Origin of the sequence: Rhodovulum marinum, from assembly GCF_004343075.1 — a bacterium.
Classification (GTDB): Bacteria; Pseudomonadota; Alphaproteobacteria; order Rhodobacterales; family Rhodobacteraceae; genus Rhodovulum; species Rhodovulum marinum.
On the sequence record NZ_SLXP01000001.1, the window covers coordinates 197,286 to 221,154 of the forward strand.

The following is a 23,869-nucleotide window of genomic DNA, read 5'->3' on the forward strand; positions in this document are numbered from 1 at the left end:
TTCGGGGCGCAGCGCCGGTCAGAACAGTTCGATGGCCGTGCCGGCCATGGCGGCACCGGCGGGCTGTGCGTCGACCCGCCCGGGCGGTCCCGCCACGGCGAGCGCGCCGGGCGCCGGGCGCGACGCGTTGGCCGCGGCAAGCTCGCTCAGGGTGCTGACGAGACGGGCATTCTCGGTCGCGGCGCCGACCGTTCCCTCGACCGAGTCCAGCAGGTCGGCCACGCGGGTGGCCTGGTCGTTGGCCAGATCGCGCAACGCGCCCAGCGCCACCAGCGTGTCATGCGACATCCCGCAGATGGCACCGACCTGCTTTTGCGTTTCCTCCACGACATCGGCGCCGTCCTTGGCCGCATCCAGCGAGTCCTTGGCCATGCCGCCGATCGTCATGGCAAGCCCCTTGGTGGTGTTGGCCAGGCGCCGCACCTCTTCGGCGACAACGGAAAAGCCCAACCCCGCCTCGCCCGCCCGCGCGGCCTGGATGCCCGCGTTCAGCGCCAGGATGTTGGTCTGCATCGCGATCGATTCGATATCGCCGACGACACCGGTGATCCGCCCCGACGCGGCCTCGATGCGGTGCATCGCCTGGGTCAGGTTCTGCATGTCGCTGGCGATCTCGCGGCTAACGCTGTCGGTACGCTCGGCCAGTTCGGCCGATTCGCCGGCCAGCGTGCCGCTTTTGTCGGCCAGTTCGGCAACGGTGGCCAGGCTGAAGGTCACCGCCTGCACCTGGTCGATCTGCGCGTTGGAACGGCGCTTGAGATCCTGCAGGGAATCGCTGAGATATTCCGCCCCTTCATGGGTCGCCGCGACCTCGCCGGACATGGCGCCCATGCGCCGGGCCAACCCCGCCAGCGCACCGTTTACGGCAAGCCCCTCGGCGCCGGTCGCGCCGCCCAGCGGCGCGACCGCGTCCTCGTCAAGCGCGCGGCACAGCCGGTCGAGCAGTTCGCGCAGCTGGTCGCGCTGGGCCTCGGCCTGGGCAAGTTGCGCGCGCAGCGCCGCCACCTCGGGCGCCACTGCCGCGCCGCCCCCCACGGGCGCAGAGGCGCGGGCCATGCCGGATCGGTCGCCACGGCTCGACCGGGCGATCAGGGCCCGACGCATCGCAGTCATAGACAGAGGGACCATTCATGCCCATGAACAAGATCGCCCGCCCGAACGGATACGACACCGACGCCGCCGCGTTGCACGCGGTCAAGGGCGGCGCGGCCGCGCCCGAGGCGAAAAAACCGCTGAGCGGTGGCGGCGCCCGGTCGAGCCGGCGCAAGACCGAGGCCAACCGCCAGCACGCGCGCACCGTCGCGCGCCAGCAGCAGGCCGCCGAACGGCTGGCCGCCGCCGCCTCGCAGATGAGCGCGAACGTCACCGAATCCTCGGCCGCGGCCGAGGAACTGGCCGCCGCGATGCGCCAGATCGGCGAGGGCGCCGAACAGGCCGCGACCGCGGCCGAGGAATCGATGGCGGCGATGCGCTCGATCGACAACAGCGTGACCGCCCAGGCCGCGGCCGCCGCCCGCAGCCAGACCCGCGGGCTGCAATTGCAGGACCTCTTGCGCCAGACCGGCCAGGAAATCCGCACCGTTCTGGACAATGTCGGCACCGCCGCCGACCGCCAGGCGCAATCGGTGCGCATGATGGCCGAGCTGGACCAGCAGGCCACCAACATCATCGATTCGGTCAACCAGGTGATCCGCATCGCCGACCAGACCAACCTGCTGGCGCTGAACGCCGCGATCGAGGCCGCCCGCGCCGGCCGCCACGGCAAGGGATTCGCCGTTGTCGCCGACACCGTGCGCAAGCTGGCCGAAGCCTCTGAAACCAACGCCAGCAGCATCAAGGACCTGGTCGGACAGATCCGCGACGGCATCAAGGAAATCTCGGACAGCGTCAGCACCTCGTCCGAGAACGCCAAGGCCGAGGTCGAGAAAAGCGGCACGGTGATCGAGAACCTGGGCGAGATCGGCCGCCAGATCGAGTCCATCGTCGAGGCCAACCGCAGCATCGACCGCGCCGCGTCGGAAATGTCGGCCGCGACCACCCAGGCGCTGAAGGCCAGCGAGGAAATCGCCGCCGCCGCCGAGGAACAGAGCGCTGCCGCGAACGAGACGATCAGCGCCGTCGAAACCCAGAGCGCCGCGCTTCAGGCCGCGGACGAGGCGTCGAGCGATCTTGTCGACCTGGCCGACGACCTGCGCAACAGCGCCGATATCTCGAAAAGCAGCGAAGAGCTTGCCGCCGCGGCCGAGGAACTGTCCGCGACCGTCGAGGAAATGGCCGCGAGTTCCGAACAGATCATGACCGCGATCAACCAGATCGAACAGGTCGCCATGTCCCAGGCCTCGGCCTCGGAGGAAAGCGTGGCGGGGATTTCCCAGATCGAACGCAGCGCGCGCGACACCGAGGATCGGCTGGCCGGCGTCCTGGAACAGGCCGGGTCGATTTCGGAATTGCTGGACACCAACAAGGTCGCCGTCGAAGACATCATCGCCGGCATCTCGGTTGCCAACCGGCAGGGCAAGGCCAATGCCCAGGAAATCCAGAATCTCGATATCGTCAGCCGCAAGATCGACAAGATCGTGGACGCCATCGCCAACGTGGCGATCCAGACCTCGATGCTGGCGGTGAACGGCGCGGTCGAGGCGGCGCGCGCGGGCGAATACGGCAAGGGGTTCGCGGTGGTGTCCTCGGACATCCAGAACCTGGCCGACGACGCCGCCGAGAATGCCGAGACGATCAAGGATCTGGTCAAGGCGATCCAGGACCAGATCGGCATCGTGCGCACCGACATGCTGGAAATCGCGGACGCCTCGGCGGCCGATGTCGAACAGGCACAGGCCACCACCTCGGCGCTGGTCGAGGTCGAAACCGCGATCACCGAGGTCGTCTCGGACGCCGAAAGCATTCGCGCGGGCGCACAGGGCATCATGGCCGCTGTCACCCAGGCCAAGGTCGGCGCCGAACAGATCGCCACCGCCGCCGAACAGGCCAGCACCGCCGCCCGCCAGGCCGCGACCGCCTCGGGGCAGCAGAAGGTCGGCATCGCCGAGCTTGCCTCGGCCATCGAAAGCATCGCCTCGACCGCCGACGAACTGCAATCGGCCGTCTGAGACCGAGCCCGGAGAACAGCAATGGCCAAGAAAAACGCCAAGCCCGGGGCCGCGCGCCCCGGGGCAGAGGCCCAGGCGACCGAGCCCCGGCAGTTCGTGACCTTTCACATGGGCAAGGAATGCTTTGCCCTGCCCATGGAGTCGGTGCGCGAGATCATCCGCGTGCCCCGCGCGATCCGCGTGCCGCTGACCCCCGAGGGGTTCGAGGGGCTGGCCAACCTGCGCGGTGCGATCCTGCCGGTGATGGACCTGCGCCGCATGGTCGGCCTGCCCGCCCGCGCGATCGACGATGCCAGCCGGACCATCGTGGTCGAGTGCGGCGGCCCGGTGGGCCTGATCGTCGACCGCGTCTCGCAGGTGGTCAGCTTCGCCGCCGACCGGATCGAAACCCTCGACGAGACGGCGACGCTGTCGGCCTCGGGGCTGGACGGGCTGCTGGACGGCGTCATCAAGGACAGCGCGGGCGCGGGCCTGATCCAGATCCTGGATGCCACCCATGCCATCCGGCAAAGCAGCGTGGCGGCCACCGACCGGGACCCCGATGCGCCGGCCACCGCCTCCGCGCCGACCGGAGTCGCGGAGGACGAAGCCGGGAATGACAGCCTTGTCCAGTTCGTCAACCTGACCGTCGACGACCAGGAATACGCCTTCGAGATCTCCGAGGTGGACGAGATCGTGCGCCCGCCCGAGGCGATCTTCAAGGTGCCGCAATCGGCCGGCCACGTGCTGGGCATGATCGACCTGCGCGAGCGGCTGTTGCCGATCGTCTGCCTGCGCCGGTTGTTCGGACTGCCCGCGACCGAGATTTCGGAAAGCAGCCGTATCCTGGTGCTGCATGTCGCACGCGAGGACGAACCGGACGCGCGGGTGGGCCTGGTCGTGGACCAGGTGCGCGAGGTGATCACCGCCTCGGCCGAGGAACAGGTCAACGTCTCGGGACTGATCTCGCGCGACGGGCAGGCCCGGATCGGCACCATGTGCCGGCTGGACGGCGGCAAGCGCCTGGTGGGCGTCCTGTCCGGGCGCACCCTGTTCCAGGACCCCGCGATCCGCGCCGCCCTGAACGAGGCCGCGGACGTCACCGACACCCAGCAGGAGCGGACCGAGATGGCCGAGGCGACACCCCGCGACACCGACGACGGCGAGGAAACCCAGCTGGTGGTCTACCAGCTGGACGGGCAGGATTTCGGGGTCGAGATCGACGCCGTGCGCGAGATCATCCGCGTTCCGGCCGACCTGCGCCGGGTGCCGCAGGCGCCGCATTACGTGGCGGGCATCATCACCCTGCGCGGCGCGGTCCTGCCGGTGGTGACGATGCGCACGCGGTTCGGCCTGGCCGAGGCCGCGCGCGAGGATCGCCAGCGGATCATGGTGCTGAGCCGGGACGGGATCGCAACCGGCTTCATCGTCGATTCCGTCACCGAGGTGCTGCGCCTGCCGCGCAACGCGATCGAACCCGCGCCCGACCTGTCCGACGAACAGCGCAACCTGATCGGCACGGTGGCCAACCTGAACGGTGGCGAGCGGATCATCCAGATCCTCGATGCCGCCGCGCTTTTGTCGGCCGGCACGGTGGACATGGCGGCCCACGACGAAGACCTGGCCGTTCCGGCCTGATCCGGCCCGGGCCGGCGCAGCAACAAGGGGGGCGCCCATGCGCGTTCTGATCGTCGACGATTCCGCCCTGATGCGGCGCTGGCTCAAGGAATGCCTGTCCTCCGAGCCGGACATGGACTGCGCGGTCGCGCGCGACGGCCAGGACGCGCTGGCCAAGATTGCCGGTTTCGATCCCGACGTGGTGACGCTGGACATCAACATGCCGGTGATGGACGGGCTGAGCTGCCTGGCCCGGATCATGGAAGACACCCCCCGGCCGGTGGTCATGGTGTCCTCCCTGACCGAGGCCGGGGCGCTGGCCACCTTCGAGGCGCTGGAACTGGGCGCGGTGGATTTCATCGCGAAACCGGGCGGCACGGTATCCCAGAACCTGCGCACCATCTTTCCCGACCTGGTGGCCAAGGTGCGTGCCGCCGCAGGCGCACGCCGCCGGGTCCGAAAGCCGGCCCTGGCACTGGCCGGGGCGGGGGCCGACCGCGCGCCGATCCGCCCCCGCGCCGCGGCCCCCCGCCCGGCCCCCCGCCCGGTGCGCCGCGCCGATGCGGCAAGCTGCGACCTGGTGTTGATCGGCGCCTCGACCGGCGGGCCCAGCGCGGTCGAAGAGGTGCTGCTGCGCCTTGGCCCCGACTTCCCGGTGCCGATCGTGCTGGCCCAGCACATGCCGAAACGCTTTACCAAGGTCTTCGCCGAACGCCTCAGCCGGCAGGGCAGCCTGCCGGTGATCGAGGTGTCGCGGACGACCGAACTGATGCCCGGCACCGCCTACATGGCGCAGGGCGATGCCGATGTGCAGATCTCGCGCCGCGGCGCGCAGCTGGTCGCCGGTCCCGTGCCCGCCGATGGCCGCTTTGCCTGGACACCCTCGGTCGACCGCATGGTGGCCAGCGCGCTGGACGTGGTGCCCGCCGACCGGCTGGTGGCGGTGCTGCTGACCGGGATGGGCGACGACGGCGCGGCCAGCATGTCGCAGGTGCGCGCCGGCGGCGGGCGTACCATCGCGCAATCCGAGGAAACCTGTGCCGTCTTCGGCATGCCGCGCGCGCTGATCGAGGCGGGCGGGGCCAATCGCGTGGTCGATATCGACCGCATCGCCGCCACCCTGATCCGCTTTGTCGGCGGCTGACCGGAGACCTGCCCATGCCCCTTCTGTCGAAATCCGACCGCCCCGCGCGTACCCGTTCCAAACGGCGCCCCCTCTCGCTGGACGCCCCCGATCCGGCCGACCGCCGCCGCGCCGTGCTGGACCGGGCGCAGGATACCGGTGCGGTGGCCGAGCTTGGCCCGCGCCTGCAGGCGGAAACCGATCCCGGCGTGCGCAGCGCGCTGTTCACGGTGCTGACCGAAATCGGCACCCCCGAGGCGCTGGATGCCCTGCTGCCCTGCCTGCAAAGCGAGGATGCCGACCTGCGCAACGCCGCCATCGAGGCCGCCCAGACCATGCCGGCGGCCATGGCGACGCGCATGGACTCCCTTCTGGCCGAGGACAACGCGGACCTGCGCATTTTCGCGCTGGATATCCTGCAGGACCTGCCCCATCCCGATGCCCCCGACTGGATCGCCGGGCTGTTGGCCCGCGAAACCGAGGCCAACGTGGTGGGCACGGCGATCGACCGGCTGGCCGAATGCGGCCGGCCCGACATGGTGCCCGCGATCCGCGCCGCCGCCGACCGCTTTGCCGGGGTCAGCTATATCCGGTTCGCCTGCGATTTCGCCTGTGCGCAGCTGGACGGTGCGGCCCCCGAAACCGAAGGGGACCGCCATGCGCGATGAAATCGACGCGGGCGGCACCGACGAGATCGGCCTGACCGAGGCGAACTATGCCGCCTTCGAGGAATTCTTCTATCGCAAGACCGGCATCTCCTTCGACGTGTCCAAGCGGTATTTCGTGCGCAAGCGCATCGCGCGGCGGATGCAGGCGACCGGCCATGACCGGTTCCGCAGCTATTTCTCGTTCATGCGGCTGGAGCCGTCGCAGGACGAGTTCCAGGCCCTCGTCAACGAAATGACCGTGAACGAGACCTATTTCTTCCGCGAGGAACACCAGTTCCGCTGTCTCGTCGACACGATCCTGCCCGAGATCGCATCGCGCCGGCCCAACGCGCCGCTGACGATCTGGTCGATGCCCTGCGCCACCGGCGAAGAGCCCTATTCCATCGCGCTTTACCTGCTGGAACACTGGAAGGGCCTGCCCGACCATGACGTGACGCTTCTGGCCTCGGATATCGATACCTCGGTGCTGAATGCGGCGCGCAACGGCTATTTCTCGGAACGGTCGCTGCACTACCTGCCCGCGGCGCTGCGGGTGCGCCATTTCCGGCCGGCGAAGAACGGCAAGCACCGGATCAACTACGACATCCGCGACGTGGTCGAGTTCGCCAAGGTGAACCTGCTGTCGCCGCCCGCGCGCTTTCGGCAGGGCGATATCGACGTCGTCTTTTGCCGCAACCTGTTGATCTATTTCGACCAGCAGGCGCAACGCCGCGCGGTCGAGAACATCGCCGAGGCGCTGCGGCCGGGCGGCTATGTGCTGCTGGGCCACTCGGAATCCATGAGCCGGATTTCCGACCTTTTCGCTGTCCGCCGCTTTGCCGAGGGCATCGTCTATCAGAAACCCCATGAGGACCGGTGACATGGCCGATACGCCCGACATCGCCCCGAAAATCCTGGTGATCGACGATGCGGTCACCGTGCGCCGTTATTTGCGCGACATCGCCGAAAAGGCCGGCTTCGCCGTGGCCGAGGCCGCGAACGGGATGGAGGGGCTGGAACGCGCCCTCTCGGACCGCTTCGCATTGTTCCTGGTCGATGTGAACATGCGCAAGATGGACGGCTACCGGTTCCTCGCCGAGGTCCGCCAGCGCCCCGAGATCGCCGACATTCCCGCGGTGATGATCTCGACCGAGGCCCGCCCCGAGGACCGGCAGAAAGCGTTCGAGGCGGGGGCGAATTTCTACCAGGTCAAACCGGTCGAACCCGAATGGTTGACCCGTTTCCTGACCCTGCTTGTGGGAGATGCGCGCGATGCCTGATACCGACGACGACCTGAAAGACGGCTTTCTGGCCGAGGCGCGCGACCTGGTGGAACGGGCCAGCGAGGCGTTGATCGCGCTGGAGCGGGCGCCCGACGACCCCGCGCTGGTGGCCGCGCTGTTCCGCGCGGTGCATACGCTCAAGGGCAATTCGGGGCTGTTCGACATCGCGCCGCTGACCCGCGTTGTGCATTCCGGCGAGGACCTGCTGGACCGGGTGCGCAACGGCGAGATCGCCCTGGTCCCCGAGATGGCCGATGCGCTTCTGGATGCGCTGGACCAGGTGTCGGCCTGGCTCGACCTGTTCGAGGAAACCGACGGCCTGCCGGCCGATGCGGGCCGCGCTGCCGCCGCGCTGGCCGATCGGCTGGCCGCCTTCCGGCCGCAGGGCGCCCCGGCGCCCGAGGCGGCGGCGCCCGCCGCCGAAGGCCTGCCCGGCGACTGGCTGGCCGACCTTCCCGCCGGTGAACGCGACGCCGCGGCGCGCCTGCTGGCCGCGGGCGAGGCGCTGGTGGCCGTCGACTATACCCCCGACGAGGATTGCTTTTTCCGCGGCGACGACCCGTTGCGCACGATGCTGTCGCTGCCGGGCCGGGCGTGGCTTTCGGTCAGCGCGACCGAGCCGTTGGAACCCGGCGTCACCTTCGATCCGTTCCACTGCACCCTGCGGTTCCGCGCCCTCAGCCGCGCGCCCCGGGCCGAACTGGACGAAACGCTGGCCTATGTCGCAAGCCAGACGCGCCTTTACGATATCCCCGCACAGGGGCAGGCCACGCCCGGGGGCGACGACATGATCCGCGCGGTCATCGCCGCCCAGGGCACGCTTTTGCAGGCGGCCGCGCCTGCCGGAACCTTTGCCGGCCGCGCGGCGTCGGCGGCCCGTGTCTTGGACGCGGTCCTGCCCAAGGCGGGGCTCGACGCGCTGGCAGGCCGGGTCGGCTCGGCCCGGGCCGAAGCCATCCGAACCGGCACGCCCGACGCGCTGTCCGCACTCGTGACCGAGGCCCTGACCGCGCTGGACCGTCAACCCGCCGCGCCCGCCATCCCCACCGCACCGGCCGCGCCGTCCGCCCCCGCCGCCACGCGCCCGGCCCAGACCCCGCCGCGGCCGAAAAGCGTCTTCAAGGTCGACCAGGCGCGCATCGACATGCTGATGAAGCTGGCGGGCGAGTTGATCGTGGCCAAGAACGCGCTTCCCTACCTCGCCGAGCGGGCCGAGACACTGTACGGCAGCCGCAAGATGGCGCGCGAGATCAAGGCGCAATACGAGGTCTTCAACCGCATCGTCGACGAGGTGCAGGGCGCGGTGATGCAGGTGCGCATGGTGCCGCTGTCCTCGGTGTTCGAACGCTTCAGCCGACTGGTGCGTGACCTGTCGCGCCAGCTGGACAAGCCGATCCGCTTCGAGATCGAGGGCGGCGAGACCGAGGCCGACAAGAACGTGGTGGAATCGCTCGCCGACCCGTTGGTGCACCTGATCCGCAACGCGATGGATCACGGCATCGAACCCGCCGCGGCGCGCGCCGCCGCCGGGAAACCGCCCGAGGGGCTGGTACGGCTGTCGGCGCGGCTGTCCGAGGACCAGGTGGTGATCGAGGTCGCCGATGACGGCAAGGGGATCGACCTGGACCGCGTGCGCGACAAGGCCGTCGAACGCGGCCTGCTGAGCGCCGAGGCCGCCGCCGCCCTGCCCGAGGCCGACGCGATGCGGCTGATCCTGCAACCGGGCTTTTCCACCGCCGCCGCGGTGTCCGACCTGTCGGGCCGGGGGGTCGGCATGGACGTCGTCGCCTCGATGGTCGAACGCGCGGGCGGCACGGTGTCGCTGGCCAGCCGGACGGGCGATGGCACCACGGTGTCGATCCGGCTGCCGCTGTCGATGGCGGTGCGCCGGGTGATGATGGTCGACCTGGACGACGCCTGTTACGGCGTGCCGCTGGAAAGCGTGCTGGAAACCATCCGGGTGCCCGCCGGGGATGTGCACCTGCACCTGGACCGCCCGCAGATCGTGCTGCGCGACCGGCTGGTACCCCTGTTCGACATGCGCAAGGCGCTGCGCCTTTCGCCGCTGGACCCGCCCGCGGGGGAATTGTCGGTGCTGGTCGTCACCACCGCGATGGGGCCGGCCGGCCTGATCGTCGACGATTTCCGCGCCGGCACCGAGGTCATCCCCCACCCGCTGGAGGGGCCGCTGGCCGGGATCCGCTGGATCTCGGGGGCGGCTTTGCTGGGCGATGGCAGCATCCTCTTGCTGCTGGATATCGAGGAGGTTCTGAAATGCCGATCCTGACCGAGGGCGACATCGCCCGCATCGACGGCGCCGCCAGCGTGGAAGAGGCCGAAACGCTGGTCGCCTTTCTCGAGGGGGCCGCGGGGCGCCGCGTCGACCTGGCCGCGGCCAGCCATCTGCACACCGCCGTGTTGCAAGTGCTGATGGCCTATCGCCCCCCGGCCACCGCCCTGCCCGGCGATCCCGACCTGAACGCCCTGCTCGCCCCGGTTCTTGCCGGGGACGACCCGACGATGACCGATGCCGCCTGAACGGCCCGAACGAAAGGAAAAAGATGATGAAAAACATACTTCTGGTCGATGACAGCCCGACCGTGCTGACCAGCATGCGCCAGACCATCACCCGCGGCGGCTATGCCGTCGAGGATTGCCGCAGCGGCGAGGACGCGATGAAGAAGCTGGGCTCGGGCTATCGCCCCGACCTGATCATCACCGATCTGAACATGGACGGCATGGACGGGATCGAGTTCATCACCCAGGCCCGCAAGACCGGCGGCTGCCGGTTCACGCCGATCCTGATCCTGACCACCGAAAGCGGGCAGGACCACCGCAACCGCGCCAAAAGCGCGGGCGCGACCGGCTGGCTGGTGAAACCGGTGGCCCCGCAACAGCTGTTCGACGTTCTGAACCGGGTTCTTCCGGCCTAAGCGGGGGCACCCATGGCGAAAACGATGGCAGCCGGCCGTGATCCGGCCCCGCCCGGGACAATCGCCCCGGACGACCCGATCGCGGCGACCTTTTCCGCGGCGATGGCGGAGTATTCGCGCGTGCTGTGCGGCCAGATCCGCGCCGCCTCCGAGGTCTCGCACGAGGCGGCCACCACCTGGGTCGAGGGTGCGGGCGCGCTGGTCGCCGCGGTCGATGCGCTGCGCGACCGGGCGCGGGCGGTCGCGGCGGGCGCCGGGGCCGAGAATGCGCCGGACGGCGCCGGGGCCGACCCGCGCGACGCCGCGCTTTTGACCGTGATCGACGCGTTCGCCGAACAGGCGCTGGCGCGGCTTCTGGCACTGATCGCCGAGGGCCAGCGCCATGACAAGGCCAGCCAGATGCTGGACGCGCTGGACGAGATGGCCGGCGGCCTGGCGCAGCTGGACCTGCCCGCGATCACGGCATCGCAGCACGGCGCCACCCTGCCGGTGCGGCTGATCGAACAGGCCGAACAGGGCTTCGTGATGGCGGAACAGCGCCGGGCGCTTGCCACCGCGCGGGGCAATCCGGCGGACACAGGCGGCGCCCCGGACCCGGTAGAACTGTTCTAGGCGGCGCGATTGACCGCGTCCCGGGGCGCCACGCCCGGACGTCCGGACCGGGGCGGCGTCACCGGCCTGCCGCGCCTGCCACGCTTAGCCGCCCGCTTGGGCCAGCGCCCGGCGCACCGCCGCCAGAAGGTCGTCCTTGGGCACAGGTTTCATAAGCCGGATATCCTCGGGCCTCAGCCCGTTGCCATGCACCGTCGCCTCGGCCGCGTAACCCGACATGAAGACCACCGGCAGATCGGGGCGCATCGCGCGCAACGCCTTGGCCAGGCCCGTGCCCTGAAGCGTGCCCGGCATCACGATATCGGTCACCACGAGATCGAAATCGGGATCCTGCTGAAACACCGCCAACGCGGCATCGCCCGACGTGACCGCCACGACCTGGTAACCGGCCTTTTCCAGGATCCCGACCAGCACTTCCTTGACCGCGACCCGGTCCTCGGCCAGCAGGATACGTGTCGTGCCGGCCACCCGGCCGGGTTCGTCCAGCCGAGGCGCGGACCGTTCGAACGGCACTTCGTCACTGGCCGGAAAGTAGAGCTTGAACGTGGTGCCCTGCCCGGGCTCGGTATAGACCTGAACGGTGCCGCCCGACTGCTTGACGAAGCCCTGCACCATCGACAAGCCCACCCCCGACCCCGCGCCCGGGGGCTTGGTCGTGTAGAACGGCTCGAACATGTGCTCCAGCGTCTCGCCGGAAATGCCGGTGCCGGTATCGGTCACGGCCAGCATCACGTACCGGCCGGGCAGGATCTCTGCGTCGCGGGAATCGACATAGGCCTCGTCGATCCGCACGTTGGCCGTTTCGATCGTCAGCTTGCCGTGCCCCTGCATCGCATCGCGCGCGTTCAGCACCAGGTTCAACAGCGCGCTTTCCAGCGATCCGGCATCGACCTTGACCGGCCAGAGCCCGGCCAACAGCGACGTCTCGATCTCGATCGAGTCTGGCAGCGCCCGGCGCATCCAGTTCTTGGCCTGCCGGGCGACGCTGTTGAGGTCCAGCGGCTCGGGCGTAAGCCGGGCCCGGCGGGCAAAGGCCAGCATGCTGCGGGTCAGTTCCGCCCCGCTGCGGCTGGCCTCCAGGCTGGCGTCGATCATCGCGCGGCGGTCGGGGTCGTCGATCTCTTCGCGCAGCAGCTGCAGGTTGCCCATGATCACCGCGAGGATGTTGTTGAAATCATGGGCCACCCCGCCGGTCAGCTGGCCAAGGCTTTCGTTCTTCTGTGCCCGGTGGGCCAGCTCGCTTTGATGGCGCGCCTCGGCGCGCGCGGCCACCTCGGCGGTGACGTCGACGAAAATGCCGTCGATCCGGTGCCCACCCCCTGGCATCGGTTCCGACTGGCCGTGAAAGTCCAGCCAGCTGAACGTGCCGTCATTGCCGTGCAGGGGCACGCGCGCGTAGATCGGTGATCCGGTTTCGACCCCCGCCGCCACGGCCGCCATGAACCGCGCGATGTCCTCGTCGCTTTCGTTGGCGTGCATCAGGTCCGGGTTGGCCAGCAACTCGTCCTGGGTTCGGCCCCAGAACGCCTTGCATTTCGGGCTGATGTACAACAGCCCCTGCATCCGGCCGTCGGCCCAGCGCGCCTGGATCACCACGCCGGGCAGGTTGCGCGCCAGCCCGGCCAGTCGCGCCTGGGTACTGGTCAGCCGTTGCCGGGCCGATGCGCTGCGGGCGGCGAACCAGTGCGCCACAAGGATCGGCACGACCAGCAACAGCCCCACGCCCGCAAGCTGCCAGCGGATCATGCGCATCTGCCGCGGCGGCGCCCCCCAGCCCTCGATGGGCCGCGCCATCAGGAAAAAGGTGCCCCCCACGGCCGCGGAACTGGCGACGACAGCCGGCACCTCGGACTCGGGGCCCCAATCGAACGGCACGACATCCGCGGCCACGTCCGTCGAGGATTTCACGAAAAGGTATTCCAGGTGCAGACCGCCCTCGGCCACGGCGGGCAAGCCCAGGTCGATCTGCACCACCATGTAAAGCGCCCCGGTCAGCACCACCTGGTCGCCCGTCGTATCCAGGATCGGAATCTGCAGATGCAGTTCGGACGCGTCGTTTCCGGCCGTGACATGCCGTCGCACAATGGGCAGAATGCGGCGCATGCCGCCCAGACCGGCGCTGTCGGCCTCGTCCGGCACCTCCAGCAGGTTGCGTCCCAGACGGTCGCGGTTTCCCTCCAGCGGATACACGAAGCGCGTCCGCATGCCCGGTGCCAGTTCGATACGCTGGATGCGGACCGGGCCGCCCTGCACCGTGCGCGCGACCTCTTCAAAACTCGCCTGGTCCGATACGTCCCGTTCGGCGATAGCCACCGCCAAGTCCTGCGCAACAAACATGAATCGCCGGGCTTCCTCGGTCCATTCCAGGTAGGCCTTGCTGACCGCGTCCAACACCGCATCGCGCCGGTGGCGTTCGATCTCGGTGGCGGCATAGCGGTCGACCAGAACCAGGGCCGCGATGACGACCGCAATGGCCATCAGTGATGAAAGGAACCGCATGACGTGTCCCGTTGCGACAGACGTGCAGATGCCCGGCGCTTCGGGGTCAAGCTTGGGCGGACAAACGCCATCCCGCAAACTTTTTTGCGGGATCGCCGCCGGATGCCGGGCCGTGCCCCGCAACATTTGCGTTCCACAGCATGACCGCGCGGCGTCTATCGCAGCGGTCGACCCGAATTCGCCCCTCAAGCGCCCGAACGCCGCCGAACCGTGCGCATCCCGATCCGACCCGCCCGCGCCAAGGCGCCATAGGCGCGGATGGTCCGCCATGTCGGAAACCGTCCTGGCAGGCCCCGCTTTGTCCCACAACCGATGGCGGTACAAACGGCGGGACAGCATGGCGAAACTGACGATGCAGAGCGCGGGGCGCCAAGGGAGTACGGAGACGGGAACGGCCGCCATCTCCGGGTGGGACCGACCGGCGCCCGGCCCTCAAGGCAGCTCGCGGGTTGGATCAGGACGTTGTCTTTCCAAGTCCCAAGACGAGGCACGGCGGCGGTCGGTCTTGGTTTTCAAGGTGCACGGATTCCGCGCGAGCTGTTCGAGGCACAGGCGATCGTGCTGGCCCAGCTTTCGGCGGGGGCCGATAGGGCGGTTCAGCAGGGCCATCCGCTCAGGGCGGTCTACCTGGTCGGGGGTACGCCCACGGCGCTGGCAACGCGCGATCTTGTCCGCCTGATCGAAGGGCTGCGCCGCCACCTGCCCCTTGCCCCCGATTGCGAGATCACGCTGGAGGGCCGGATCGTCAGTTTCGGCCTGGAAAAGGCGCGCGCGAAATTCGACGCCCATCCCGGCGCCGCGCTGGAAGATGTCGCGTCCCGCGGCGCGGGCAGCGTCGCCCACGTGCTGGCCTGCCTGCCCGAGGGCGAAGCGGTCTGCGTGCCCGGCACGGCATTCGAGGCAGTGATGGCCGAGATCGCCCGCTGGGGCGAGATTACCCTGGCCCCGGAGGTGCTGGCATGAGCCGGGCACAGGCGGGGCGGCATCTGTTCGTCTTCGGCGCGGGATAGTCGGCGGGCGGGCCAAAAAGACAAGGGAAAGGGAACTGGCCGATGCGATGTGACCACGACCGACACAGGGAATACCGGGCGGGCCCGCCGGGCCGGACGCGCCGACACAAGCGTCACGAACAGGAGGGAGACCATGGGAACGACTTCGACACCACGCGACGACAAGGGGCAAACGGCGGTCTGCCGCCAGGATCCCTGGCGACAGGTGCTGACGGACGGGGCGGCCGACGGCGGGCCGGGCCTTGTGCTGAAGCATTGGCTGGACCGGATCGAGCGCCGGGAGCGCGCCGGATGAACGACCGCTGCGAAAACGGCGCTGCGCCGGTCCACGACGCCCGTGTGCTGACGGGGAACGACAACACCGCCTGCATCGTGCTGGACGGTGTGAGCTACACCTTGCGGATCACGCGCACGGGCAAGCTGATCCTCACCAAGTGAGTGCGCCGCCCCGCCGGTCTGCCCGGTCAGGGTGGCGGGCCTCGCCCGGGTTTGCCCCCCAGTGTGACGGGAAAGCCCGGGCGAGGCCTGCGGCGGCCCCGCCCTCAGCGGGACTGGACGGGCAGCGTGAAGCTTTGCCGGGTGACGCCAAGCTGGGCCGGCGCGGCGGGAAAGCGGCCTGCGCGACGAACGGCCTCGAGGGCAAGCGCGTCGATCCGCGGGTTGCCCGAGGATTTGGCCATCGCGACCGACACCAGCCCGCCATCGGCCGACACGGTCAACCGCACCACGGCGGTGCCTGTCCCCGCGCCCCGCGGCACGGCCCGGGCAATCCGGGTGCGGATCTGCCCGCCCCATTCTGCCATCAGGCTGCGGGTTCGGGCGGGGGAAAGCGTGGCGCTTTGGGCCTTGTCCGCCTTTCCCCGCGCGCTGCCGCCTTCGCCCGCGGCGCGGCGGGCGACCTGCGCGGCCGAGGCGGGCGAGGACATGGGCGCCGGGTCCGCCTGGCGTTGCGGCGGCTCGACCCTTGGCACATTCGGTTTGCGGTCGGGACGCGGCGCGGGGCGGGGCGTGTCCGGCGCGGGCTGTTTCACCGCGGGCCGGGGTGGGCGCGGGGGTTGTTCCGGCCGGGGTGGCCTGTCCGCAAGGGCGGGTGCCGGGGCCAGTGCCGGGGCCCGTGGCGGTGCGGCCATCAGGTCCGGCATCGGGGCGGGCGGGGCGGTATCCGGCATGTCGGGGGCGGCAAGGGTCTGCGGCGTCTCGATCGCCGAAGCGGGCGGCCGGTCCCACTCTGCGACAGCACGCGCGACGGCGGCAGAGGCCGCCGACAGCGTCGCCAGATCGGCGCCGCCCCCGCCCGCCGAACTGGCCCCGGCTTCATGGTCCGCGGGCCAGGCCACAAGGTGCAGGGTCAGGGCCACGCCACCGAACACCAGCGTCTCGACAAGCCCGCGCATCGCCTCAGCGCCCCGTCGCCACGATCTCGACCGGCGCCACGCCAACGGCCGCCAACCGGGCGACGAGGCGCGCGATCTCGGCCCCCGGCGCGGCCTTGTCGGCCCGGACCAGCAGGCCGCCTTCGCGCGGCTCGGCGGCGAGCAGGTCCAGCGCCGCGTCGCCCCGCACCTGGCGATAGGCCAGCACGCCATCGGCGCCGACGTAAAGGATATCCTGCCCCTCGGCCGGGCGGTCCGACCCCGCCGCGGGCGCGGCGATGTCGAACGGTTCGGGCGGGGTCAGCTGGGCGCTGATCAGGAAGAACACCAGAAGCAGGAACACCACGTTGATCATCGGGACCACGCTTTCGCGTTGAGGGCCGGGGGGCGGAACGGACAGGCGCATGGCTCACTCCACAAGGATCAGGCGGTCGAACCCGGCCGCGGTCAGGGTTTCCATCACGTCGATCACCCGCTGCAACTCGGCCCCGTCACGGGCGCGCAGGACGACCGGGTCGCCGAGCGTTTCGGTCAGGGGGCGCACCGCGCCGGCAAGATCGCCGAGCGGCGTCTCGACCCCGTTCAGCGCCACCGTTCCGAGGCGGATATCGACCAGCCGGGGCGGGCCGGACCAGGCTTCGCCGGCGCCACCGCCTGCGCCGAGGGGGATCGTGACGTCCTGCCCGAAACGGGCGGCCAGCATGAAGAACACCAGCAGCAGGAACACCACGTCGATCATCGGCGTGAGGCTGGGTTTGCGCCGGGGCGCGGCGGGGGCAAGGCCAAGGCTCATTCCGCCGCCGCCCCGAGGGCCGCGCGGGACGGCCCGCCGCGGGTCAGGATGCGGGTCGCCGCATCCTCAATATCCAGGCGCACGATGTCGGTCACGCTTTCGAACCAGGTCAGCGCCACCGAGGCCGGGATCGCCACGGCCATGCCCGCGGCGGTGGTCAAAAGCGCCTCCCATATACCACCCGCAAGCGCGGCCGGATCGGCCCGCGCCCCGGTCGCCTGAAGCGTCTGGAACGCGGCGATCATGCCCAGAACCGTGCCCAGAAGGCCCAGAAGCGGCGCGATGGTGGCGATGAGTTCAAGCGCGCGCAGGCCCGAGCGCGCCCGGGCCAGTTCACCCGTGGCCACGCGGGCGACCTCTTCGCGGGCGGTCGCGGCGTCAAGCTCGGGGTCGAGCCGCGCGTCGATCGCGGCGGCGACGGCGCGGGCGCGCAACCCGCGCGCACCCTCCAGCGCCCGGCGTGCCCCCGGCACGTCGCCCGCCAGCCACAGCTCCACCGCGCTGGCCGCGCGGCGGCGCGACCAGGCGCCCGCGACGGCCAGCCGCCAGCCTTTCCACAGGATCAGCGCCAGCGTCGCCACCGACAGCGCGGCGATGGCCCAGATCGCCGGGCCGCCCTTGTCCAGGAACCCGGCGATCTCTTCGGTTCGGGTTGCGAAATCCATTCCGGTCTCCTTCATTCCGCGGCGATGCGACCGGCCGCATGGGGCAAGAGGTAGGTGCCGCCCCGGGGCGGGGTGTTGACCCGGATCGGGCAGCGATAGGCACGGCTGAGGGCGGCGTCGCACAGCACCTCGGCGGGGGTGCCCCGGGCCAGCGCGCAGCCCTCGGCCAGAAGCGTGACCCGGTCGGCGAACATCGCGGTCAGGTTCAGGTCGTGCATCACCGCGACCACGCCCCCGCCCCCGTCCGCATAGGCACGGGCGATCTGCATCACCTGCAACTGGTGGCCGATATCCAGGCTGGAAACGGGTTCGTCGAGGAACAGCCAGCGCGGCTGGCCATGGGCGACCGGGTGCCAGACCTGCGCCAGCGCGCGGGCGAGGTGCACGCGCTGTTGCTCGCCGCCCGACAACTCCTGGTAATAGCGCCCCTCGAACCCCGCCAGCCCGACGCGGGCCAGCGCCTTGGGGACCAGGTCGGCCTCGGCCGCCTCGATCCCGCCCATCAGGCCCAGCCGCACCACCTCGGCGGCGGTGAAGGGGAAGGCCAGCGGCGTGGCCTGCGGCAGCACCGCCCGAAGGCCCGCGAGCACCCAGGGGCGAAGGGTGGCAAGGTCCTGGCCGTTCAGCCGGACCCGCCCCCCATGGGAGAGATCGCCCGTGAGCGCCCGCAGAAGCGTCGTCTTGCCCGATCCGTTCGGGCCGACGATGGCGGTCAGTTCGCCCGGACGGGCCCGGAAATCGATCCCTTGCAGGATCGTGCGCCGTCCTAGGCGAACGTGGATCCGGGTGGCGTCCAGCATGGGCTACAGGTCCAGCACGCCGCGCTTGCGCAGCAGGATCCACAGGAAGAACGGCCCGCCCAGGACGGCCGTCACGATGCCGATGGGCAGTTCCGCGGGTGCGATGACGACCCGCGCGATGATATCGGCGAGGATCAGCAGCGTAGCCCCCAGAAGGGCCGCGTTGACCAGCAGCGCCCGGTGATCCGGCCCGGTGGCCAGCCGCAACAGGTGCGGCACCACGATGCCCACGAAGCCGATCCCGCCCGACACCGCGACCGCGGCCCCGGTGGCGCCCGCCACGGTCAGGATGGCCACGGTCTTCAGGCGCTGGACGGGGATGCCGATGTGAAACGCGGCGGTTTCCCCCAGCGCCAGCCCGTTCAGCCCCCGCGCCAGCATCGGCGCGGCGATCAGCGCAAGCAGCATCAGGGGTGCGGCGGCGGCGAGTTTCGCCCAGGTCGCGCCCGCCAGCGAGCCGAGCCCCCAGAAGGTCAGGTCGCGCAACTGGTCGTCGTCGGCCATGTAGACGAGAATGCCCGACAGCGCGCCGGCAAGCGCGCCAAGCGCGATCCCGCCCAGAAGCATCGTGGCGACCGAGGTGCGTCCGCGCCGGGTGGCGATGCCGTAAAGCACCAGCGTCGAGGCCCAGCCGCCGAGGAACGCGGCCACGGGCACGGCGTGAAACCCCAGCAGCCCCGCGGGCAGCAGCCCGCCCAGCACGATGGCCGAGATCGCGCCCAGCCCCGCGCCCGCGCTGACGCCCACCAGCCCCGGATCGGCCAGCGGGTTGCGGAACAGCCCCTGCATCACGGCGCCCGAGACGGCCAGCGAGGCGCCCACAAGCGCCCCCATCGCCAGACGCGGCAGGCGGATTTCGAACAGCACCACCCGGTCGACGAGGGCGACCTCGCGGCCTGCCAGCAGATCGGCGAAGACCCCCCAGGGCGAGGTGCCCGCGGCGCCTACCGCCAGGCTGAGGACCGCGACGGCGGCGAGGGCCATCGCAAGCGCCAGCGTGGTGCGGCGCGCAAGGGGGCGGCGGTCCCAGTCCGGTGCGGGGATGCCGGGGCTGATCGCGACCATGGCCTCAACTCCCCGCCTTGGCCAGCGCGTCGGACAGGTCGCGCACCGCCTGGGCCGTGCGCGGACCAAAGCCCAGCAGGTAAAGCCCGTCCATCCGGACCAAGGCCCGCGCCTCGGCGGCCGGAGTGGTGCGGATCGCGGGATGGGCCAGGACCTGGGCCGAGATGTCGTCGGCGCCCTCGCGCGCCATCATCAGGATGACTTCGGGCGCGGCGCGGGTTACGGCCTCGTCGGTCAGGGGCTTGTAGCCCTCGAATTCGGTCACGGCATTCTCGCCGCCCGCCAGCCGGATGATCCCGTCGGCGGCGGTGTCGCGACCGGCGGCAAGAATGCGCCCGCCCTGCACGGACATGACGAACATCACCCGGCGGGCCGGCCCCTCGGCGGCCTTGGCGGCGGCATCGAGCGCGGCACCCACATCCGCCGCCAGCGCCGCGCCCCTTTCGGGCACGTCCAACGCCCGGGCCACGGCGGCGATCTTGGCCAGAACGGCGGCGCGGTCATAGCCGTCGGGGATCTGGACGAAGGGGATGGCGGCCGCCTGCAACAGGGCGACGGTTTCGGGTGGCCCCGCGCCCTCCTCGGCGAGGATCAGGTCGGGATCGACGGACAGAACGCCCTCTGGCGAGAGGCGGCGGACATAGCCCACATCGGGCAAATCGCTGACGGTTTCGGGGTAGGTCGAGGTGGTGTCGCGGGCGACCAGCCGGTCGCCCTGGCCAAGTGCGACGACGATCTCGGTGATCGACCCACCGACCGAGACCACCCGGTCGGCCGCCTGGGCGGGAAGTGCTGCGAGGGCCAGCGCCGCGAAAAGCGGGCGGATCATGCGCTTACCTCCTGGGCAAGGCCGGGCAGGGCCGCGACCAGATCGTTCCATGCGGGGGTGTGGTCCACCTCGCCCACGCGGTGGCCGAAGGCTTGCAGGATCAACCCGCCCTTCGCGTCGAACGCCTCGACCGAGATCGCGGGGCCGCGTTTCGTGGGCTTGGTCACTGCCCAGACCTCGGCCACGTGATCGGCCCGAAGGTGCAGGTTGAACGCGGGGTCGAGGATGTTCAGCCACGGCCCGGTCGGCTTGACCGTCCGGATCGGGCCGCCGTGGATCTCGATGCAGCCCAGGTTGCCGACGAACAGCATGAAGGGCAGCGCATCCGTGGCCAGCGCATTGAGCAGGCCAGAGATGCAGCCGGGATCGAGCGGACGGACGTAAGGCGCGCCAGCGATCCGGTAGGCGCCAAGGCGGTTCATCCTGAGCTTGCGCACCATCTGCAGGAACTGGTGGGTGTCGGTCAGCCCGTCCCACTCGGCGCGCAGGCGGTCGGCCCGGGCCGGGTCGGATTTCGCGGGTTCGGTGGGCGTTCGGGCCGCAAGCGACAGGGTTTCGGACTGGTCCGCAAGGCGCAGCGTGGCGACCAGCTCGGCCCATGCATTTTCCGGCGCCTCGGCCCCGAGGAAGATCTTGTGAACCGCATCGCCCGCCGCGTCGAAGACCTGGAGCGACCGCCGCAGCGCCCCGCCCTTTTCCTCTTCGACGGCAAAGGCATGGACCCAGTGTTTCGGGAAGATCCGCAGGTCGATCGCGGGGGAAAGAACCATCGCCGCATGGGCGCCGGGGGTATAGTCGCCGTAGACCCCGGTCTTCTCGATCACCGCGCTGTCGTTCCGCGTCAGCGCCATGACCGCGCCGAACCCCGGCATCGCGGCCATCAGCGCGTCCGGATGCGCCGCGATGCGCGTAACGCCGCGCCCCGTTTCCGCGGCCAGCACCTCGGCCTCGGCGATGCCCAGACTGTCGGCCAGGTCGCGGCTGCGCATGGTGGATTTTTCCCGCCGGACGGCCCTGATCCGCTCCGGCAACAAGGTGACGCCCTCTCCCATAAGAGGCTCCTTTCGCATCGGTTGTGGTGAGGTGCGGCCTGGCTGTCCGGGGTTCCCCGGGCTGGCTGGATCGCGGGGCCGTTCGCGCGGCCATCAATGTTGACAGAAACTATCAGATTAATTAGCCGATGCAACAGCGCCGTTCACCCGAACGGCGATTCATCGAAGAAAATCACGCGCCAGCCCTTCGCCAGCCACGTGACAATCGTGTTCTGAAAAGGGGATAGGTATGAACGCGCGATCCACCACCATCTGCGTGCTGCTTTGCGGCACGGCCCTGACACTGACCCTGCCGGCCGCCGCACAGGACAGCTTCACCCTCGATCCGGTCTTCCTGGCCAAGAGCAAGCGCGAGGTGCTGACCGACACCGCCACCGCCGAAACCGTCGTCGACGAAGAGGAAATCGAGGACCGCCAGGCCGCCACGATCGCGGAACTGGTCGATTCGGTGCCCGGCGTGACGCTGATCAACGGCACCACGCCGCAAGGGTCGGGCATCAACATCCGCGGCTTCGGCGCGAATTCAACCTATGGATCCGACCAGAAGGTGGCGATCCAGGTGGACGGGGCGAACGTGGGGTCCGAGGAGCTTTACCGGATCGGCACACAGTTGTTCACCGACCCCGAACTTTACAAGGAAGTGACGGTGATCCGCGGCATGGCGGGCACCTTCGAATACGGCTCGGGCATCGTCGGCGGGCTGGTGCGGCTGGACAGCAAGGACGCGTCAGATTTCACCGGCGGCGAACCGGGGGTGAAGCTGCGCCAGACCCTGCAATACGGCAGCAATGGCAACGCCTGGGTGTCCTCGACGATCCTGGCGTGGCAACCGACCGAGCGGCTGGAATTCCTGGGCAACTACACGTATCGCAGCCAGGACGTGCAACAGGACGGGTCGGGCGACGACATCGGGACCGACGGATTCGACCTGCCCTCGTGGCTGGTGAAGGGCAAATACACCTTCGGCGCGGGGGATGCGCAGTCCGTCAGCCTGAGTTTCTCGGACACCAGTTCCGATGAAAAGGACGTGCCTTATGACACGTTCGGCACGTCCGCGGGGGCCTTCGGCAATGTCGATCGCAAGACCCGGTCACGCACCGCGATCCTGGAATACCGCCTCGACCCGGCGGACAATCCGCTGCTGAACCTGACCGCGACCCTGTCCTACGCGGACCAGGAAATCGACAGCGAGGGCGTCAGCGGGCAGACCGGGGGGCTGGCCGCCTTGGTGAACGCCGATCACCGCTATGAAACGACCAAGCTGACGGTGAAGAACCGGGCGCAATTCGATGCCGGTGCGTTCGGCCACGACCTGCGCACCGGGGTCGAGCTGATCCGCAAGGAACGGCGCGACGCGGCCTCGGCGCCCGGGGGCACGGACGAACGGCTTGCGCTGTTCGCTGTAGACGACATGACCGTGGGCGGGCTGACCCTGACACCCGCGCTGCGGTACGAAACCCAGCGGATCGGCGGCGCGGCCTATGATGATTACGAGAATGACGCGCTGATGGGCGGGATTTCGGCGCGCTACGCCTTCGGCAATGGCTGGGCGGTATTCGGCAGCGCGGCCTACACCGAGAACCTGCCGATCATCGACGATCTCGGCACCCCCGCCTACATGACCCAAAGCGAAAAGGCCCGCAGCTACGAGATCGGCTTGTCCTACGACCGGACGGGGGTGTTCCGCGACGGTGACGATTTCGCGGTCAAGGCCAATCTCTACCACACCGAGATCCGGGACATCACCTCGTACACGACATCGACCATGATCCCGATCACCGATGCCCGGCTGAAGGGCCTGGAACTGGAGGCCGCCTACAGCCTGTCCGATGGCTATTACGCCGACGTGAATGCGAATGTGGCGCGGGGCAAAAACCGCACGCCGGGCAACAAGGGCGACTGGGAGGGCACGCCAGCAGATCAACTGCGGTTGACGATGGGGCGGAAATGGGATGACCGCTTCGATCTGAGCTGGGAGGTGGTGCATGACGCCCGGATGGACCGCGCGTCCAACCCGACACCATCGAGCACCGTGCATAACCTGCGCGCGACATGGCGACCGGACAGGGGCATGTTCGAGGGGACGGAAATCCGGGTCGGGTTGGAGAACGCCTTCGACCTGGACTACACGCCCCATCTTGCCACCCGGCCCGCGCCGGGACGCACGGTCAAGCTGACACTGGCGCGCAGCTTCTGACAGGTTTTTCGCCCCAACCGGTATGTCCACCGAAGCATTGGGGCATGGAGCGATCTTTGCCCAATGCGTTTCGCACGTCTCTGCCCCATGCACCCTGCTTGGCGATACCAGTAAACCCCACGGTTCGCGGGCGGCCAGGTTGCGCGACGGTCACTCTTTCATGTGCCACCCGGATCACGACATCGCCCTTTTTTGTTCTGCGGGCCGCCCCGGACATAAGAACCGACCACCTGCAGATGCGATGCTTGCTTCTCTGACCGCAAAGCGAAACACCGCGTCAAGGAT

24 protein-coding genes are annotated in these 23,869 nt (G+C 69.7%); 14 read left to right on the forward strand and 10 right to left on the reverse strand.

Annotation, left to right across the window (positions count from 1 at the left end; translation table 11 throughout):
- Positions 1–18 precede the first annotated feature (18 nt).
- Positions 19–1,056: a methyl-accepting chemotaxis protein gene (locus tag EV662_RS01055; RefSeq protein ID WP_207903566.1), complete on the reverse strand. Its 1,038-nt coding sequence runs from the start codon at positions 1,054–1,056 to the stop codon at positions 19–21.
- A 74-nt stretch (positions 1,057–1,130) separates the two neighbouring features.
- Here EV662_RS01055 and EV662_RS01060 point away from each other — a divergent pair, with 74 nt between their 5' ends.
- From EV662_RS01060 to EV662_RS01105, 10 genes are read left to right on the forward strand one after another with little or no spacing between them, the layout of a single operon-like run.
- Positions 1,131–3,107, forward strand: a complete 1,977-nt coding sequence (locus EV662_RS01060; RefSeq protein WP_207903567.1) for a methyl-accepting chemotaxis protein — start codon at positions 1,131–1,133, stop codon at positions 3,105–3,107.
- A gap of 21 nt (positions 3,108–3,128) precedes the next feature.
- Positions 3,129–4,724 carry a chemotaxis protein CheW gene (locus EV662_RS01065; RefSeq protein ID WP_132460274.1) on the forward strand — a complete coding sequence of 532 codons (1,596 nt, stop codon included), beginning with the start codon at positions 3,129–3,131 and terminating at the stop codon, positions 4,722–4,724.
- Positions 4,725–4,761: 37 nt separating this feature from the next.
- The gene (gene cheB, locus EV662_RS01070) at positions 4,762–5,847 is read left to right on the forward strand and encodes a chemotaxis-specific protein-glutamate methyltransferase CheB (RefSeq protein WP_132460275.1); all 1,086 of its coding nucleotides are present in this window, start codon (positions 4,762–4,764) and stop codon (positions 5,845–5,847) included.
- A gap of 14 nt (positions 5,848–5,861) precedes the next feature.
- The gene (locus EV662_RS01075; RefSeq protein WP_132460276.1) at positions 5,862–6,494 is read left to right on the forward strand and encodes a HEAT repeat domain-containing protein; all 633 of its coding nucleotides are present in this window, start codon (positions 5,862–5,864) and stop codon (positions 6,492–6,494) included.
- Positions 6,484–7,353, forward strand: coding sequence for a CheR family methyltransferase (locus EV662_RS01080; RefSeq protein ID WP_132460277.1), 870 nt, complete (start codon positions 6,484–6,486; stop codon positions 7,351–7,353). Before EV662_RS01075 ends, EV662_RS01080 begins: the two co-directional genes overlap by 11 nt.
- Before the next feature lies 1 nt (position 7,354).
- Positions 7,355–7,753 carry a response regulator gene (locus tag EV662_RS01085; protein WP_132460278.1) on the forward strand — a complete coding sequence of 133 codons (399 nt, stop codon included), beginning with the start codon at positions 7,355–7,357 and terminating at the stop codon, positions 7,751–7,753.
- Positions 7,746–10,043 carry a chemotaxis protein CheA gene (locus tag EV662_RS01090; protein WP_165915479.1) on the forward strand — a complete coding sequence of 766 codons (2,298 nt, stop codon included), beginning with the start codon at positions 7,746–7,748 and terminating at the stop codon, positions 10,041–10,043. Before EV662_RS01085 ends, EV662_RS01090 begins: the two co-directional genes overlap by 8 nt.
- Positions 10,031–10,294, forward strand: coding sequence for a hypothetical protein (locus tag EV662_RS01095; RefSeq protein ID WP_132460280.1), 264 nt, complete (start codon positions 10,031–10,033; stop codon positions 10,292–10,294). Before EV662_RS01090 ends, EV662_RS01095 begins: the two co-directional genes overlap by 13 nt.
- A 26-nt stretch (positions 10,295–10,320) precedes the next feature.
- On the forward strand, positions 10,321–10,689 hold the full coding sequence (locus EV662_RS01100; protein WP_132460281.1) for a response regulator: 369 nt from the start codon (positions 10,321–10,323) through the stop codon (positions 10,687–10,689).
- 24 nt (positions 10,690–10,713) lie between these two features.
- Positions 10,714–11,301, forward strand: coding sequence for a hypothetical protein (locus EV662_RS01105; RefSeq protein WP_132460282.1), 588 nt, complete (start codon positions 10,714–10,716; stop codon positions 11,299–11,301).
- An 84-nt stretch (positions 11,302–11,385) separates the two neighbouring features.
- Here the strand turns inward: EV662_RS01105 and EV662_RS01110 are convergent, their stop codons facing one another.
- Positions 11,386–13,800, reverse strand: coding sequence for an ATP-binding protein (locus EV662_RS01110; protein ID WP_132460283.1), 2,415 nt, complete (start codon positions 13,798–13,800; stop codon positions 11,386–11,388).
- Positions 13,801–14,262: 462 nt separating this feature from the next.
- Between EV662_RS01110 and EV662_RS19680 the strand changes: the two genes are divergently transcribed.
- The 3 genes from EV662_RS19680 (at position 14,263) to hemP (ending at position 15,248) form a co-directional block, all read left to right on the forward strand.
- Complete coding sequence (locus EV662_RS19680) at positions 14,263–14,763, forward strand: hypothetical protein (protein WP_207903569.1); 501 nt, start codon at positions 14,263–14,265, stop codon at positions 14,761–14,763.
- A gap of 180 nt (positions 14,764–14,943) precedes the next feature.
- Positions 14,944–15,105: a hypothetical protein gene (locus EV662_RS19370; RefSeq protein WP_165915480.1), complete on the forward strand. Its 162-nt coding sequence runs from the start codon at positions 14,944–14,946 to the stop codon at positions 15,103–15,105.
- Positions 15,102–15,248, forward strand: coding sequence for a hemin uptake protein HemP (gene hemP, locus EV662_RS01120; protein ID WP_132460284.1), 147 nt, complete (start codon positions 15,102–15,104; stop codon positions 15,246–15,248). Before EV662_RS19370 ends, hemP begins: the two co-directional genes overlap by 4 nt.
- A 104-nt stretch (positions 15,249–15,352) precedes the next feature.
- On the opposite strand, the gene tolA is transcribed toward hemP, so the two are convergent.
- From tolA to EV662_RS01160, 8 genes are read right to left on the reverse strand one after another with little or no spacing between them, the layout of a single operon-like run.
- Positions 15,353–16,204, reverse strand: a complete 852-nt coding sequence (gene tolA, locus EV662_RS01125) for a cell envelope integrity protein TolA (protein ID WP_132460285.1) — start codon at positions 16,202–16,204, stop codon at positions 15,353–15,355.
- Positions 16,205–16,208: 4 nt separating this feature from the next.
- Positions 16,209–16,589: a biopolymer transporter ExbD gene (locus EV662_RS01130; protein WP_132460286.1), complete on the reverse strand. Its 381-nt coding sequence runs from the start codon at positions 16,587–16,589 to the stop codon at positions 16,209–16,211.
- A gap of 3 nt (positions 16,590–16,592) precedes the next feature.
- A complete protein-coding gene (locus EV662_RS01135; RefSeq protein WP_132460287.1) occupies positions 16,593–16,976 on the reverse strand; it encodes an ExbD/TolR family protein in 384 nt (127 codons plus the stop codon).
- The gene (locus EV662_RS01140) at positions 16,973–17,641 is read right to left on the reverse strand and encodes a MotA/TolQ/ExbB proton channel family protein (RefSeq protein ID WP_243695729.1); all 669 of its coding nucleotides are present in this window, start codon (positions 17,639–17,641) and stop codon (positions 16,973–16,975) included. The genes EV662_RS01135 and EV662_RS01140 overlap by 4 nt, the downstream gene beginning before the upstream one ends.
- 11 nt (positions 17,642–17,652) lie before the next feature.
- The gene (locus EV662_RS01145) at positions 17,653–18,441 is read right to left on the reverse strand and encodes a heme ABC transporter ATP-binding protein (protein ID WP_132460289.1); all 789 of its coding nucleotides are present in this window, start codon (positions 18,439–18,441) and stop codon (positions 17,653–17,655) included.
- Positions 18,442–18,444: 3 nt separating this feature from the next.
- Positions 18,445–19,506 carry a FecCD family ABC transporter permease gene (locus EV662_RS01150; RefSeq protein ID WP_132460290.1) on the reverse strand — a complete coding sequence of 354 codons (1,062 nt, stop codon included), beginning with the start codon at positions 19,504–19,506 and terminating at the stop codon, positions 18,445–18,447.
- 4 nt (positions 19,507–19,510) lie between these two features.
- Positions 19,511–20,335, reverse strand: coding sequence for a heme/hemin ABC transporter substrate-binding protein (locus EV662_RS01155; protein WP_132460291.1), 825 nt, complete (start codon positions 20,333–20,335; stop codon positions 19,511–19,513).
- Entirely contained in the window at positions 20,332–21,387 is a 1,056-nt protein-coding gene (locus EV662_RS01160; RefSeq protein ID WP_132460292.1) for a hemin-degrading factor, read from the reverse strand. Before EV662_RS01160 ends, EV662_RS01155 begins: the two co-directional genes overlap by 4 nt.
- Positions 21,388–21,616: 229 nt before the next feature.
- Between EV662_RS01160 and EV662_RS01165 the strand changes: the two genes are divergently transcribed.
- Positions 21,617–23,584: a TonB-dependent receptor plug domain-containing protein gene (locus EV662_RS01165; protein WP_132460293.1), complete on the forward strand. Its 1,968-nt coding sequence runs from the start codon at positions 21,617–21,619 to the stop codon at positions 23,582–23,584.
- Positions 23,585–23,869: the final 285 nt, after the last annotated feature.